We start from the raw sequence: 14,549 nt of genomic DNA, 5'->3' as shown, positions 1-14,549 counted from the left end.
CGTGTTTTGGGAAAAACCGGTTCCACGTCCTCCCCGATAACCTCTAGAAGATCGGTCTTGATCCATGGCTCTTCGCATGATTTTCATGGGCACTCCGGAGTTTTCGGTGCCGATCCTGAACGCGCTATTCGACGCGGGCCACCAGATCGTTGCGGTCTATAGCCAGCCGCCGCGCCCGGCTGGGCGCCGGGGGCTGGATCTGACCAAATCTCCCGTCCATCAGCAGGCCGAAAAGCTCGGACTGCCGGTTCTGACGCCGCTAAATTTCAAGGCGCAAGACGATCGCGATGCCTTCGCCGCCCATCAGGCCGATGTCGCCGTGGTCGTGGCCTATGGCCTGTTGCTGCCGGAAGCCATCCTGACCGGCACGCGGCTGGGCTGTTATAACGGCCACGCCTCGCTTCTGCCCCGCTGGCGGGGTGCAGCGCCGATCCAGCGCGCCATCATGGCCGGAGATGTGCAAACCGGCATGATGGTGATGAAGATGGACAAGGGGCTGGACACCGGCCCCGTCGCCCTGACGCGCCGCGTGACCATTACCCCCGACATGACCGCCGGTGAACTGCACGACGCCCTGAGCCAGATCGGCGCAGAGGCGATGGTTGAGGCCATGGCCAAACTGGAGGCGGGCGACCTGCCGCTGACGGCCCAGCCGGAAGATGGTGTCGTTTACGCCACCAAGATCGACAAGGCCGAAACCCGCATCAACTTTTCAAAGCCCGCCACGCAGGTTCACAACGATATTCGCGGCCTGTCGCCTTTTCCAGGCGCCTGGTTCGAGGCGGACATCAACGGCAAGCTGGAACGTATCAAGGTTCTGAGCAGCCAGATGGCAGAGGTCACAGACACCGCAAACGTGCCGGGCACCGTGCTGGACGACGCCCTGACCATCGCCTGTGGCCTGGGCGCAGTTCGCCTTGTCCGGCTGCAAAAGGCCGGTGGCAAGCCGCTGGATGCAGCGGAATTCCTGCGCGGCACGCCCATAGGTGCAGGCACGGTATTTGCCTCGGCAAAGGCCGGAACCTGATGCCACGCTACAAGCTGACCGTGGAATATGACGGCACACCCTATGTCGGCTGGCAACGGCAGGACAATGGTCCCTCCGTGCAGGGCGCGCTCGAAGCGGCAGTGCTTGGCCTGACGGGGGAAACGGTGGCGATCCGGGGTGCGGGCCGCACCGATTCCGGCGTCCATGCCAGCGGCCAGGTGGCGCATGTCGATCTTTTGCGTCAATGGATACCCTACAAGCTGCGCAATGCGCTGAACGCGCATCTGGCGCAGGCTGGGCAAGCAATTTCTATTCTGGCTGCCGAAGCTGTCCCTGATGCCTTCGATGCGCGATTTTCCGCCCTGAAGCGGCATTATCTTTATCGGATCATGTCACGCCCGTCCCGGCTGGCGCTGGAGGCCAATCGCGCCTGGTGGGTATCCAAACCGCTGGACCACGAGGCCATGCATGCCGCCGCCCAAATGCTGGTCGGCAATCACGATTTTACCACCTTCCGCTCGGTTCATTGTCAGGCCATCAGCCCGGTGCGCACGCTGGACCGGCTGGATGTCAGCCGCAACGGCGATCTCATCGAGATCCGCGCCTCCGCACAGAGTTTTCTGCACAACCAGATTAGATCTTTTGCTGGCACCTTGAAAATGGCGGGAGAAGGCAAGATGACGCCGGAGGATGTTCGCGCCGCCCTGGAGGCCCGCGACCGCAAGGCCTGCGGCCCGGTGGCACCGCCGCAGGGCCTGTATTTTTTGCAGGTCGACTACCCGACCGATGGCAATTGGCGGCCGTATTCGAAAACCTGACTTATGCTTTTGTTCGGGAAACCGATATTAATAGCTGGTTGCTCTCAGTGCCGACCACGGGCGCTCGCGCACCAATTGGACCATGACATTCACATAATCCGCCGGTTTGGCGATAATCCGGTCGGCGGGGATGCCACAGGCCACGATTTCCTGAAGCGGCGAACCCGACACGACCCGGTAGGGAATGCCGGAGCGACATAGTCTTTCCACCACCGGCGTTATCTTTCCGTCCAACACCTGGAAGTCCAGGATGGCGGCGGTGATCCTGTTGGCTTCGAGACAGATAAGAGCATCGCTGACCGTTTCCGTGGTCACCACATTGGCCCCCGCATGGGCAACGCAATCGGCCGCATCCATCGAAATGAATGCATCGTCTTCCACAATCAGGATCGTTTCAGGCTCTGGCTTCATGACATTGTCTCCTTGTCTGAGCCGCTAACGCGCCAAAGCGGTCTTTGTTCAACTTTGGGCCAAAAAGAGTAAGTCATGCTTAACAAATAATTAAAATACGCAAAACTTAACGACAGTTAAAACAGTTGCATCATTAAACTCCCCCTTTACTATTTAGACCAAAATAAATCAGTTGTATTCTATCGTATCAGACTCTGCGCCCCATCGATCCAGACGGGTGTACCACTGATATGGCAAGCCGCATCGGACGCCAGAAAACCAATCAGATCGGCCACTTCCTGGGCTGTGCCAGGCGTACCCCGCGTCAACGGAATCGCGTGATGCGGCGGCGGCTGTGGGATGTCGAGCCGCTCAGTAGAGCGTTTGTTTGTATTGTCATCGATCTCAGTCTCGATGGCGCCTGGGCAAACCGCATTGATACGAATGCGGTCGGGGCCCAATTCCACCGCCAATTGCTGCACCATGGCCAATTGCCCAGCCTTGGTGGCGCTATAAGCCGTGGCGCCAGGAGATGTGAAGGTGCGCGTGCCGTTGATAGAAGAGACAACGACAATACTGCCACCGCCATTGCGGCGCAGATGCGGCACTGTCAGATGCACCGTCAAATAGGTGCCACGCAGATTGATGGCCATCGTCTGGTCCCATTCCTGCGGCTGCAATTCATCGATTGGTGCCCAAACACCATTGACCCCGGCATTGGCCACCACGATATCGAGCCGGCCACCCCATGCGATCAATGTTTCGACCCCTGCCCGCATGGAAGAGCTGTCAGCGACATCTGCGACAAGCACCATGGCGTCGCCATTCGCGTTATGGATGTCTTCGGCAACCCGTTCCAACTCATGTTTGGTGCGCCCCAGTAGCCCGACGGCGCAGCCATCCTGGGCAAGTCGCAGGGCAGCTGCTCGCCCAATGCCGGAACCCGCGCCGGTGACCAGCGCCACACGTTTACTGTCGTCCAGTTTATTCTGATGCATGCAACCCTCTGTGTCATTGCGCGGCAATTGGCAGCCTCATTCACTGACCGCACCGGGAAGCCGACAGGCGTCACCGAAATGACGAACAGATAAAGCCGGTAAATGTTCCTGGCGCCTAACGGGCAAGCCGTGGGAACAAAGCCATGGCGAGGGAATTACTGTTGCACCGCAGCGACAAGCCCTGAGAGCGACCATGGACATCCAAACGACCAACTTCAAAATTCTTCCCGGCGAGTGGCAACGGCTGGGTGCCCGCTACACTGGCGAAGGGGTTAATTTTGCCCTGTTTTCCGCCCACGCTGATCGCGTTGAGCTGTGCCTCTACGATCCCAGCGGCAGCATTGAGATCGCCCGGATGGATCTGCCTGATTACACCAATGAAATCTGGCACGGGTTTGTACCCGGCCTGAAACCGGGTGCGCTCTATGGCTTTCGTGTTCATGGACCGTTCGAGCCTGAAAACGGCCATCGCTTCAATCATAACAAGCTACTGCTCGATCCTTATGCCCGCGAACTGGTGGGCGATATCCGGTGGTCGCCCGAAGTGTTCGGCTATCATTTCGACGATCCTGACAAGGATCTGTCCTTCAACGATCTCGACAGCGCGGCTTTCATGCCCAAATGCCGGGTCGTCGATCCCAATCAGATCGATTGGGGCAATGATCGCCGTCCTCAGGTCTCCTGGGCCGATACGATTGTCTATGAAACCCATGTCAAGGGTTTCACACAGCTCAATCCCGCCATTCCGCAAGAACTGCGCGGCACATTCGAAGGCCTCGGTCACAAGGCGGCGGTTGATTATATCAAGAGCCTTGGCATTACCTCTGTCGAATTGCTGCCCATCCACGCCTTCCCGGATGACGGCCCGTTGCTGGACAAGGGCCTGAAGAATTACTGGGGTTATAACACCATCGGCTTTTTTGCCCCTGCGCACCGTTATTACGGCGCAAACGGCATCCAGGGCTTCCGCGACATGGTTCGCGCTTTCCATGATGGTGGTATCGAGGTCATTCTCGACGTGGTCTACAATCACACGGCGGAAGGCAATGAACTTGGCTCGACCCTATCCTTCAAGGGCATCGACAACTTTTCCTACTACCGCACCCTGCCGGATAATCACCGTTATTACATCAATGATACCGGCACCGGCAACACAGTGAACACCTCCCATCCGCGGGTTCTGCAGATGGTGATGGACTCGCTGCGCTACTGGGCCGATGACATGCATGTCGATGGCTTCCGTTTCGATCTCGGCACCATTCTGGGCCGCGAGCCCGAGGGCTTCGATGAGCGCGGCGGATTTTTCGACGCGGTTACCCAGGACCCGACACTTGCCGGCGTCAAGCTGATCGGCGAGCCGTGGGACATCGGTCCAGGTGGTTATCAGGTTGGCGGCTTTCCACCGGGCTGGGCGGAGTGGAATGACAAATACCGTGACAGCTGCCGCGAATATTGGCTGAACGGTGACAATTGCGCTCCAGATTTCGCGGCTCGTCTGCTGGGCTCCGGCGATCTCTACGACCAGCGCGGCCGCCGCCCCTGGGCCAGCGTCAATTTCATCACCGCCCATGATGGCTTCACGCTGAACGACCTCGTCTCCTACGATGGCAAGCACAACGAAGACAATGGCGAGGATAATAACGACGGTCACAACGACAATCGCAGCCATAATTATGGTCACGAGGGTCCGACGGATGACGAAGGCACCAATGCGGTGCGCGAGCGCCAGAAGCGCAATTTCCTGGCCACTCTGCTGTTTTCCCACGGCACGCCGATGCTGCTGGCCGGTGACGAATTCGGTCGTTCGCAGATGGGCAATAACAACGGCTATTGCCAGGATAGCGAAATCAGCTGGCTGCATTGGGAAAATCTGCCCGACAGCGCTGATGCCCTGCGTGATTTCACGAAGCGGGTCATCTCACTTCGCAAGGAGCAGCCGTTGCTGCGGCGGGAGAACTGGCGCGATGGCATGATGATCGATTGGTACAGCGTCAGCGGCGGCCGTCAGACCTCGGAAAACTGGGAAAACAGCAATGCGCTGATCACACGCCTACATCGTGAAGACCTCCAGGCCGAAGAGGGCATCTGGTCGGATATCATGATGCTGTTCAACCCACTCGATGAAGACACCACCTTCACCATTCCCAAGGAAAGCGGCGGAGAACGGGTACTCGAACTGATCACCGGCGATCCGGAGCGTCAGGGCGAGAAGGTCAAGCAAGGCGAAACATTCAAACTGCTGCCGCGCAGCATGGCGCTTTTGCGGACGATTCAAACCTGATCTGCGATAGCGCACCACAACTGAAATGATAAAGGCCCGGGGTTTTCCCGGGCCTTTATATTTATTGAGTGGTGCCACACGCCACGTATGGTGATCCCCATCAATGGATCGTGCGCTCGACAATCTCCAGGTCGACGGAAACCTTGAAAACACCGGGAACTGAAAGAGCGACTTCAACGGCTCGGTCGACCTCGCTCTCGGAATAGACAAGGCCTCGCAAACAAATTTCATTGCCGATCGATATCACCTCGATATCAGAGGCATCGATACCGTCGGAACCAGCAAGCTGAGAGGCCACTGCCGTTTCCAACTCCGCCAGAGGCGGATTTTCCTCAACGATACCAGGGGTCTCCCCGAAAGTTTTAGCCGGTTTGAAGACCATGACACTTTCCTCCTTGTTTGCGTGAAGTCTCATAAGAGCTAACGCATCACCGGGAGGTTGGTTCAATGCGAAACTGATCGCCATGTGGTTGTTGTCGAAGGCGCCAGTGCGTGAGCATCTTCGATGCCGTGGAACAAAATGATTCCAAATTATTTTCGTTGGGGATTAATTGACGTTTACGTCAAAGTTATTATAACGTTGGACTTGCATTCCTGGAGCTCAACGCTCCATATTTGGAGTGCGTGGTCGGGCGCACTGTCATCACCTTGAGGAGGGAGGGGCAGGAAGTCGAAAAAGGGAGTGAGGAATGAATACTCTGTCCAGGCCTGAAAGCAATTTTGCATCTCGCCGAATTTGGCTTGCATCCTATCCTGCCTCGGTGCCTGCGGAACTGCCGCCCCTTGATCACGAATCGCTGCCTGAACTCTTCGATGAAAACTGCGTGACCTACGCGTCCCGCAAGGCCTTCACCAGCATGGGCCGCTCCATGACCTTCCAGGAGCTTGGCGAGCAGGCGACGAAAATTGCCGCCTGGCTGCAAGCGGAAGGGTTCAGCAAAGGCGACCGGATCGCCGTGATGATGCCCAATGTCTTGCAAAACCCGGTTATTGTGTTTGGCATCCTCAAGGCTGGAATGATCGTCGTCAATGTCAATCCGCTCTATACTCCGCGCGAACTGGCGCATCAGCTGAAGGATTCCGGCGCGGTTGCCATTTTCGTGCTGGAGAATTTTGCCCACACGGTCCAGGCGGTGATGGACAAGGTGTCGCTACGCCGCGTGGTCGTTACCAGCATGGGCGACATGCTTGGCCTGAAGGGCCATCTGGTGAATTTCATCGTTCGCAAGGTGAAGAAGCTCGTGCCAGCCTGGTCGATTGCCAATTCCCGAAGCTTCGCATCGGTGCTCGCGGCAGGTGGAAAAGCCCGACTGCGGCCTGAAACCCTTTCGCGCAACGATATCGCCTTTCTGCAATATACAGGCGGTACGACAGGGGTTTCCAAGGGGGCGGTGCTGACCCACGGCAACCTGATCGCCAATACCATGCAGATGTCGCTGTGGTTGGGGTCCGCTTTCGATACGCGCCCAAGACCGGAAACGCTGACCTTCATCTGCGCTTTGCCGCTCTATCATATCTTTGCGCTGACCGTGAACGCCCTGATGGGCATTGCCTGCGGCGGCCACAACATTCTGATCGCCAATCCGCGTGACATTCCAGGCTTTGCCAAGGAACTGTCCCGGTATGATTTCAATGTCATCATCGGCTTGAATACGCTGTTCAATGCTCTGATGAACAATGAGGCCTTCCGCAAGCTGGACTTTTCCCATCTGCAACTGACCTTTGCCGGTGGCATGTCGGTGCAGCGGCCGATTGCCGAACGGTGGCATCAGATTACCGGCTGCCCGATCACCGAGGGTTACGGCCTGTCTGAAACATCGCCGGTGGCAACCGCCAATCGCATGAACGACAAGGACTTCAGCGGCTGCATCGGCATGCCGATTTCCTCCACCGATGTCGACATCCGTGATGAACAGGGCGAAAGCCTGGCTTTAGGAGAAGTCGGGGAAATCTGCATTCGCGGACCGCAGGTCATGGCCGGCTACTGGCAACGACCGGAAGAAACGGCGCGGGCGATAAGTGAGGACGGGTTTTTCCGCACCGGTGACATGGGCTTCATGGACGCGCGCGGCTATACCAAGATTGTCGACCGCAAGAAGGATATGATCCTGGTCTCCGGCTTCAATGTCTATCCCAACGAGATCGAGGAAGTCGCGGTCATGCATCCCGGCGTGCTGGAGGCCGCGGCTATCGGTGTGCCGGACCCGCATTCCGGTGAAGCCGTCAAACTGTTTGTGGTGCGCAAAGACCCAAGCTTGACGGAGCAGCAGGTTAAGGACCATTGCGCCACAAACCTGACCAATTACAAGCGTCCCCGCCATGTGGCCTTTCTTGAAGAGCTGCCGAAATCCAACGTCGGCAAGATTCTGCGCAAGGATCTGAGACCTTAAAGACACCGGGCAGACAGGGACGAGATGGGGCTTTCGGCCCCCTCGTCGGTCTTCTCTGCCTTGCGGGGAAGAGAGGGCCGTCACCCCTTAAGTCTGCCGGATTATTTTTCCCCTTAAAACATTCCTGTTTTGGGAATTATGCAGTAGGTTCCCGTCCGTGATTGGATTGGAGTATGCGAATGCACGCTATCGTCGAACAGCTGAAGTCCACCGTCGCGGCCACCGCCGCCACTGATATTCGCGGCGCTTTTGCAAGCGATCCCAAACGTTTCGAGCGGTTTTCCAGTCGCTTTGACGACCTGCTGATGGATTACTCCAAATGCGCCGTCAATGACGAGATCATGGCCCTGCTGGAGACGCTCTGCACGCAAGCTGGCGTAGCTGAAAAGCGCGAAGCGATGTTCAACGGTGAGGCCATCAACTTTACCGAAGGCCGCGCCGTCTTGCATACGGCACTGCGCAACCGGGCCAACACGCCTGTCGTAGTCGATGGCAAGAACGTCATGCCCGATGTCAACGCCGTGTTGCACGCCATGTCGGCTTTCGCGGAAGGCTTGCGTCAGGGTACGATCACCGGTTCGACGGGCCTCCAGATCACCGATGTGGTCAATATTGGCATTGGCGGTTCGGATCTCGGCCCCGCCATGGCAACGCTGGCGCTGGCACCATTTCACGACGGCCCTCGCCTGCATTTCGTCTCCAATGTCGATGGCGCCCATATCGCCGATACGCTGAAACTGCTGGAGCCGGAAACCACGCTGTTCATCGTTGCCTCCAAGACCTTCACCACCATCGAGACCATGACCAATGCCGCAACGGCGCGGGCCTTCATTGCCTCGGCGCTGGGTGAAGATGCCGTCGGCGATCACTTTGCCGCCGTCTCGACCGCGCTTGAAAAAGTCGCGGCCTTCGGCATCGGTTCCGATCGGGTGTTCGGCTTCTGGGATTGGGTCGGTGGACGCTATTCCATCTGGTCGGCCATCGGCCTGCCGCTGATGATTGCTGTCGGCGCCGATAATTTCGTGGAATTCCTGGCCGGCGCCCATGCCATGGATATGCATTTCCGCACCGCGCCTTTTCGGGAAAACCTGCCGATGCTGCTGGGCGCTATCGGCTATCACCATCGCAACGTCCTGGATTACCCAACCCGAGCCATCCTGCCCTACGATCAGCGCCTGTCACGCTTCCCGGCCTATCTCCAGCAGCTTGACATGGAATCGAACGGCAAGGGCGTGACCATCGATGGCAGCCCGGTCAAGGGCAATTCCGGGCCGGTGGTCTGGGGCGAACCCGGCACCAATGGCCAGCACGCTTTCTACCAGCTGATCCACCAGGGTACGAGCGTGATCCCAGCCGAGTTTATGATCGCTGCCAAGGGCTTCGAGCCGGAATTGCGCCATCAGCACGACTTGCTGATCGCCAATTGCCTGGCCCAATCGGCAGCCCTGATGAAGGGACGCACGCTGGATGAGGCCAAGGGCCAGCTGCTGAAATCCGGTATGGACCAGGCCAAGGCCGATCATATCGCCCCGCACCGGGTCTTTACCGGCAACCGTCCGTCGATCACATTCGTCTATGAACAATTGACCCCTTTTGCGCTCGGACGGCTGATCGCGCTTTACGAACACCGGGTGTTTGTCGAAGGCGTGCTGTTCGGCATCAATTCCTTCGATCAATGGGGCGTGGAACTGGGCAAGGAACTGGCAACCGGCCTGCTGCCGGTGGTGCAGGGCAAGGCCGGGACAGATGGGCAGGATGCGTCGACGGCAGGACTGGTGGCTGCCTTGAGCGATCTGGGTCGATAATCATGTCCGCCCCAATTTTGCGGGTGGCACGACCGACTGACAGCATAGAAGGGCTTCGGCCCTTCTATCAATTCGGCCTCGGCTTTGAGGAAATTGCCTCATTCCGCGACCATAATGGCTTTAACGGCGTGATGTTCGGCCATAAGCGCTGGCCATATCACCTGGAATTCACCCATCATATCGGGCATTCAGTCGGACGGGCACCGACGCAGGACAATCTGCTGGTCTTTTATCTGCCGGAGGAGGAGGCGTGGCAGTCGGCTGTCAACCGAATGCGGGATGCCGGTTTTCGACCTGTCACATCCTACAATCCCTATTGGGATAACCTCGGTCGGACATTCGAAGACCCGGATGGTTACCGGGTCGTTCTCCAGAATTCTGCATGGGCGTTATAGAGTCCGTCAGGTTCATATTGAACCTGACAAATCCTGGAAATCTCCTTGGAAATCAGAGCCCGATTTCATGCGCAAACGGCGGATTGGCGCCTGCCCGCGACACCGTCACCGCTGCGGCTTTGGAGCCGAGCGCCAAGGCCTTGGCGATCTGCTCTTCTGTCAATTTTGCCACTTGTTGCTTGGTCAGCAGGTTCTGCATTTTCAGCGATGCAAGAACGCCAGCGTCGAATGTATCGCCTGCACCGACCGTATCGACCACCGTTACCTTTTCGCTCGGCACTTCGACCTTGTGGTCGGCTGTATAGCCGACCGCGCCATCGGCACCGCGGGTGACGACAACCAGTTTGGCACCGTGATGCAGCCAGTGGCGGGCAAGCGTGTCTTCGTCGCCGTCCAGGCCGAACCAGGCGAGATCCTCATCGGAAAACTTGACGATGTCGGAAAGCGCTGCCATGCGGCGGATACGGGCCATATGGGCAGCCTTATCCTTGATGAAGCCGGGGCGGATATTGGGATCAAGCGAGATAACCCGGGTCTTGTGTTCGCGGTTGAGCAGCGCTTCATAGGTCGAGCCGCAGGGCTCGGGGATCAGGCTGATTGCGCCGAAATGCAGCGCTTCACAGTCTTCGCCCAGGGCTGGCAGGTCCGCCTCGGTAATCATCCGTCCAGCAGTGTTTTCATCGTAGAAGGCGTAAGTAGCATGGCCATCGACCAGCTTGACGAAGGCAATGGTCGTCGGTCGCGACAAGGTGGCGCAATAGCTGAAATCTACATGGCTGGCACGCAGCGTGTCACGCAGGATATCGCCCATCATGTCATCGGAAAGGCCGGTGAAGAAGCCGGAGGCAACGCCCAGGCGTCCAAGCGCAATGCCGGTGTTGAAGACCGCGCCGCCCGCATAGGGCGAAAAGCCTTTTTCACCCAACGTCGTTTCGCGTGGCAACATGTCAATCAGGGCTTCACCGCAACACAGGATCATTCTGGCCTCCCAAACCGGGCTTTCGGATAAACTTCAATCGATTTAAAGCAGAAAGCGAAGAAATGCCAGCCACTCTGGCGGATCTTCGCAAGGCAGCCTCAACCCAGCGTGCTGACCCCGCCATTGCGACCGGACCATTCGAGTGGGGCATCCAGGAAGGATTCCACTTCCGACAAGGTTTTGTCATCAAACAGTTTCTGGTCGCGGGCCACGGCCAGAACATTGCGCCAGGTGGCGATATAATGAAGTTTGACGTTGCCGTTTTCGAAACGCTGATGGGCTTGCGGGAAGATTCCGTAGAAGAACAAAGCGATACCGTGATCAACCACACCGCCAGCGGCCCGCACGGCATCGATAAAGGTAAACATGCTGCCGCCTGCCGTCGTCAGGTCTTCGATGACAAGCACCCTGGCACCGTCAGGCATATGACCCTCGATCTGGGCGTTGCGGCCATGGCCCTTGGGCTGCTTGCGCACATAGATCATTGGCAGCGCCAGCCGATCGGCCAACAGAGCGGCAAAGGGAATGCCCGCCGTCTCGCCACCGGCAATACAGTCGAATTGCTCGAAACCGGCATTGCGCAGCAGCGTGGCAACCGCAAAATCCATCACGGCAGAACGGACACGCGGATAGGACAGAAGCTTGCGGCAATCGATATAGACGGGGCTGCGCATCCCGGAAGCCAGCTTGTAAGGCTCAGCGGCATTGAAATGCACCGCCTTGATTTCCCAGAGCATTTTCGCCAGCAACTCCGCCATGACGGCCGGATCGGAAAAGGAAGTCTGGGTCATCGGTGCTCCTGTCTTCTGCGCAAATGGCTCAGCCGGGATGACCGCAGTCGCTCCGGCAATCACATGGCGAGGCTGCTGCGGAATAGACATGTCCTTGCCTTTACCCGCGCGGCTTTAACGCATCCATGCCCATAGCAGGAAGCTGGAAGGCAGGCCAGAGGATATATCCGGGGATAAGCGCGCGCCATTTACAATCGAACCGCCCTTTGTTTTCGGCGGTCTTTTGTCGTTTCGGGAAACCGGTTCTGCTTTTCCTGGACATCCTTTAGGCGCTGTCGGCTTCCACTGACAGGCCACTCTCCCAGTTTGCCACTGCCGTTTCTACCCGGTTGCGACCGAGCCGTTTGGCATTGTAAAGCGCATTGTCCGCCAGGTTGAGGATCTCATCGAAGGTCAGGCCGGATGCTGTGCCATAGGCAATGCCGACACTGGTCGTTGCGACGAAACTGTCTCCATCCACCACGACTTCGCGATCCTGAAGCTGGCGCCGGATTCGCTCGCCGATCCACTCGGCCCGTCCTGGCGCAGCATTTTCCAGCACAGCCGCAAACTCTTCGCCTCCCAGGCGGGTGACGCTGGAAAGACCAATGGCTGCTTTCAGTTCCGCAGCAATATTACGGATCACCTCGTCACCCACAGCATGGCCATAACGGTCATTGATCGCTTTGAAACGGTCGATGTCAAAAACCAACATCGCCATATCCTCGTGGAAGGTTTTGGTACCGTGTGCATTGAACAGCGCCCTACGATTGCAAAGGCCTGTCAACGCATCGGTCATTGCCTCTAGCCGGTGCCGGGCAGTGATCCGGGTCTGATGCAGGGTCAGAGACAAGGCGCCGATACCGCTCATGCCAGCAATGCAGACTGCCATATTGATATCTTCCACCCATCCGCTCGGTGCAACTTCCAGCTGCCACTGACCACGCTGGACCAAAGCCAGGGCGCAGGCGAGGAAAGAGAGGCTGGTGGCGCCATAAAGCACGGCCATGCCGGAAAGCACGCCGGGCGATTCCGCCCGTCCAAGCCAGTATTGATGGGCAATTACCAACATCACGATGGCGGTAGCGGTGTTGAACAGCATAAAGCCAATGCCGCCATATCCCGACAGGAAGGCCGCACTCAGCGCGATGACAGCAACGCAGGAGACAACGATCAGCGTCTTGAAGGGTATAATCCCTGTGCGAAACTGCCTGGCGGCGGCATAAAGGATGAAGAAACCGGTGATGATCGAGGACATGGCCAGCGCGCCCAGACCTCGTGAAGGGGTCGAAGTGAAAAGGCCATAGGCCAGAATTCCGACCATGGTGAGGGCAAGCCCGATAACCCAGCTGAGCAGAAAGGAGTTTTCCCGCCGCGCCATCCATGTTCCCAGAAAGGTGAAAAGAAGACACAGGGTGGAAACGCCCAGGGCGAGAAGTAAAGAACTAAAATCCACCATCATGTCTACCCTGAAACGCGTGAGTATGGGGGGATAAGGTGGAACCCGGCGCCCCCCCGAGAAAAAATGAAATACCCCAGATCGCGTTTCTGCCCGGACCGAGTCCAGGAATAGGTCTCTATGCCAATATTCGCCTTAAAAAGCTTCGCGGAGGATAAATTTCAGTTTTCCTTACTCCATCATGACCGTCAACTTGATGGATGATCCGCATCGGGTCAAGCCTGTATTGCGGCCTCGACGTCCCAATGGATTGGAAACATCGGGTCGAAAACGGTGACGGGTCCCGCACCCGTTTCGATCTTTGCCGGAAAGGCGACCGGTGCGTCACGTCTGACCAGAGTTATCATCTCGTCGTTTGGTTGAAGCCCATACCAGGCCGGACCGTTGAGCGAGACAAAGGCTTCCAACCGCTCCAGGGCCTCGTCCTCTTCAAACACATGGGCAAGGCAGCTCATTGTGTTGATGGATGTATAAATGCCCGCGCAGCCGCAACCGCATTCCTTCAAAGGATCGACATGCGGGGCTGAATCCGTGCCAAGGAAAAACCGGCTGTCACCCGAGGTCGCAGCGCGGCGCAAGGCAAGGCGATGGCTTTCGCGCTTGGCAACCGGCAGGCAATAATAATGCGGCCTGATGCCACCAACCAGAATGGCATTGCGGTTGATGATCAGATGATGGGTGGTAATCGAGCCAGCCAGATTGCTATCGGCACTGAGGATATAATCGATCCCGTCGGATGTGGTGACATGCTCCATCGTCACCTTCAACTCCGGTAGACGGCGGCGCAACGGGTCCAGCACCGTGTCGATGAACACCGCCTCACGGTCGAAAATATCCACCTCCGGCGTCGTGACTTCTCCATGGACACAGAGCGGCAATCCGATTTTCGCCATCCGCTCCAGAACGGGCATCGCCTTGTCGAGATCGCGCACGCCGCCATGAGAATTGGTGGTGGCACCGGCTGGATAGAGCTTCACCGCGGTGATCAGTCCGGTTGTCTTGCCCTCCTCAACATCATCAGGGCTGGTCTGCTCGGTCAGATACAGGGTCATCAGTGGCTCGAAGCGATCGCCCTTCGGCACGGCGGCCAGAATGCGCTGCCGATAAGCCTCTGCATCCGCTGTCGTCACCACCGGCGGCACGAGATTGGGCATGATGATGGCGCGGGCGAAGTGCCGGCTGGTATCGCCGATCACACCTTCCAGCATGGCGCCGTCGCGGAGATGTAGATGCCAGTCATCGGGGCGGCGAATGGTAAGCGAGCGCATGGCGGATC

General features: G+C 57.9%; 13 protein-coding genes. 6 read left to right on the top strand and 7 right to left on the bottom strand.

What is annotated here, in order from left to right:
• Nucleotides 1-64 precede the first annotated feature (64 nt).
• Entirely contained in the window at nt 65-1,027 is a 963-nt protein-coding gene (fmt, locus tag AVI_RS02195; protein ID WP_015914812.1) for a methionyl-tRNA formyltransferase, read from the top strand.
• Nucleotides 1,027-1,806 carry a tRNA pseudouridine(38-40) synthase TruA gene (gene truA, locus AVI_RS02190; RefSeq protein ID WP_015914811.1) on the top strand — a complete coding sequence of 260 codons (780 nt, stop codon included), beginning with the start codon at nt 1,027-1,029 and terminating at the stop codon, nt 1,804-1,806. The genes fmt and truA overlap by 1 nt, the downstream gene beginning before the upstream one ends.
• A gap of 27 nt (nt 1,807-1,833) precedes the next feature.
• Here the strand turns inward: truA and AVI_RS28930 are convergent, their stop codons facing one another.
• Nucleotides 1,834-2,217 (bottom strand): response regulator, encoded by a 384-nt coding sequence (locus tag AVI_RS28930; protein WP_015914810.1) that lies wholly within the window; start codon nt 2,215-2,217, stop codon nt 1,834-1,836.
• A gap of 179 nt (nt 2,218-2,396) precedes the next feature.
• A complete protein-coding gene (locus AVI_RS02180; protein WP_015914809.1) occupies nt 2,397-3,194 on the bottom strand; it encodes an SDR family oxidoreductase in 798 nt (265 codons plus the stop codon).
• Between the two features lie 193 nt (nt 3,195-3,387).
• Here AVI_RS02180 and glgX point away from each other — a divergent pair, with 193 nt between their 5' ends.
• A complete protein-coding gene (glgX, locus tag AVI_RS02175; protein ID WP_015914808.1) occupies nt 3,388-5,475 on the top strand; it encodes a glycogen debranching protein GlgX in 2,088 nt (695 codons plus the stop codon).
• 100 nt (nt 5,476-5,575) lie between these two features.
• Here glgX and AVI_RS02170 read toward each other — a convergent pair whose 3' ends face one another.
• Nucleotides 5,576-5,941 (bottom strand): BON domain-containing protein, encoded by a 366-nt coding sequence (locus AVI_RS02170; RefSeq protein ID WP_234617800.1) that lies wholly within the window; start codon nt 5,939-5,941, stop codon nt 5,576-5,578.
• Between the two features lie 223 nt (nt 5,942-6,164).
• Between AVI_RS02170 and AVI_RS02165 the strand changes: the two genes are divergently transcribed.
• The 3 genes from AVI_RS02165 to AVI_RS02155 all read left to right on the top strand — a co-directional run bounded on the left by AVI_RS02165 (nt 6,165) and on the right by AVI_RS02155 (nt 10,065).
• Nucleotides 6,165-7,865: a long-chain-fatty-acid--CoA ligase gene (locus AVI_RS02165; protein ID WP_015914806.1), complete on the top strand. Its 1,701-nt coding sequence runs from the start codon at nt 6,165-6,167 to the stop codon at nt 7,863-7,865.
• Between the two features lie 179 nt (nt 7,866-8,044).
• Nucleotides 8,045-9,670 (top strand): glucose-6-phosphate isomerase, encoded by a 1,626-nt coding sequence (pgi, locus tag AVI_RS02160; protein ID WP_015914805.1) that lies wholly within the window; start codon nt 8,045-8,047, stop codon nt 9,668-9,670.
• Between the two features lie 2 nt (nt 9,671-9,672).
• On the top strand, nt 9,673-10,065 hold the full coding sequence (locus tag AVI_RS02155) for a VOC family protein (protein WP_015914804.1): 393 nt from the start codon (nt 9,673-9,675) through the stop codon (nt 10,063-10,065).
• 52 nt (nt 10,066-10,117) lie between these two features.
• Here AVI_RS02155 and AVI_RS02150 read toward each other — a convergent pair whose 3' ends face one another.
• The 4 genes from AVI_RS02150 to pyrC form a co-directional block, all read right to left on the bottom strand.
• On the bottom strand, nt 10,118-11,044 hold the full coding sequence (locus AVI_RS02150) for a carbohydrate kinase family protein (protein ID WP_015914803.1): 927 nt from the start codon (nt 11,042-11,044) through the stop codon (nt 10,118-10,120).
• A 98-nt stretch (nt 11,045-11,142) separates the two neighbouring features.
• Nucleotides 11,143-11,835, bottom strand: coding sequence for an orotate phosphoribosyltransferase (locus tag AVI_RS02145; RefSeq protein ID WP_015914802.1), 693 nt, complete (start codon nt 11,833-11,835; stop codon nt 11,143-11,145).
• A 265-nt stretch (nt 11,836-12,100) separates the two neighbouring features.
• Complete coding sequence (locus AVI_RS02140; RefSeq protein WP_187152368.1) at nt 12,101-13,273, bottom strand: GGDEF domain-containing protein; 1,173 nt, start codon at nt 13,271-13,273, stop codon at nt 12,101-12,103.
• Nucleotides 13,274-13,488: 215 nt separating this feature from the next.
• A complete protein-coding gene (pyrC, locus tag AVI_RS02135; RefSeq protein ID WP_015914800.1) occupies nt 13,489-14,541 on the bottom strand; it encodes a dihydroorotase in 1,053 nt (350 codons plus the stop codon).
• Nucleotides 14,542-14,549 lie beyond the last annotated feature (8 nt).

The organism is Allorhizobium ampelinum S4 (genome assembly GCF_000016285.1).
GTDB lineage: Bacteria > Pseudomonadota > Alphaproteobacteria > Rhizobiales > Rhizobiaceae > Allorhizobium > Allorhizobium ampelinum.
The sequence above is the reverse complement of the archived record's forward strand: the minus strand, read 5'-3'. Positions and strand labels throughout refer to the sequence as shown.

Coding starts and splice junctions, on each gene's coding strand:
- fmt (WP_015914812.1), top strand. CDS start 65: ATGGCTCTTCGCATGATTTTCATGGGCACTCCGGAGTTTTCGGTGCCG.
- truA (WP_015914811.1), top strand. CDS start 1,027: ATGCCACGCTACAAGCTGACCGTGGAATATGACGGCACACCCTATGTC.
- AVI_RS28930 (WP_015914810.1), bottom strand. CDS start 2,217: ATGAAGCCAGAGCCTGAAACGATCCTGATTGTGGAAGACGATGCATTC.
- AVI_RS02180 (WP_015914809.1), bottom strand. CDS start 3,194: ATGCATCAGAATAAACTGGACGACAGTAAACGTGTGGCGCTGGTCACC.
- glgX (WP_015914808.1), top strand. CDS start 3,388: ATGGACATCCAAACGACCAACTTCAAAATTCTTCCCGGCGAGTGGCAA.
- AVI_RS02170 (WP_234617800.1), bottom strand. CDS start 5,941: ATGGCGATCAGTTTCGCATTGAACCAACCTCCCGGTGATGCGTTAGCT.
- AVI_RS02165 (WP_015914806.1), top strand. CDS start 6,165: ATGAATACTCTGTCCAGGCCTGAAAGCAATTTTGCATCTCGCCGAATT.
- pgi (WP_015914805.1), top strand. CDS start 8,045: ATGCACGCTATCGTCGAACAGCTGAAGTCCACCGTCGCGGCCACCGCC.
- AVI_RS02155 (WP_015914804.1), top strand. CDS start 9,673: ATGTCCGCCCCAATTTTGCGGGTGGCACGACCGACTGACAGCATAGAA.
- AVI_RS02150 (WP_015914803.1), bottom strand. CDS start 11,044: ATGATCCTGTGTTGCGGTGAAGCCCTGATTGACATGTTGCCACGCGAA.
- AVI_RS02145 (WP_015914802.1), bottom strand. CDS start 11,835: ATGACCCAGACTTCCTTTTCCGATCCGGCCGTCATGGCGGAGTTGCTG.
- AVI_RS02140 (WP_187152368.1), bottom strand. CDS start 13,273: ATGGTGGATTTTAGTTCTTTACTTCTCGCCCTGGGCGTTTCCACCCTG.
- pyrC (WP_015914800.1), bottom strand. CDS start 14,541: ATGCGCTCGCTTACCATTCGCCGCCCCGATGACTGGCATCTACATCTC.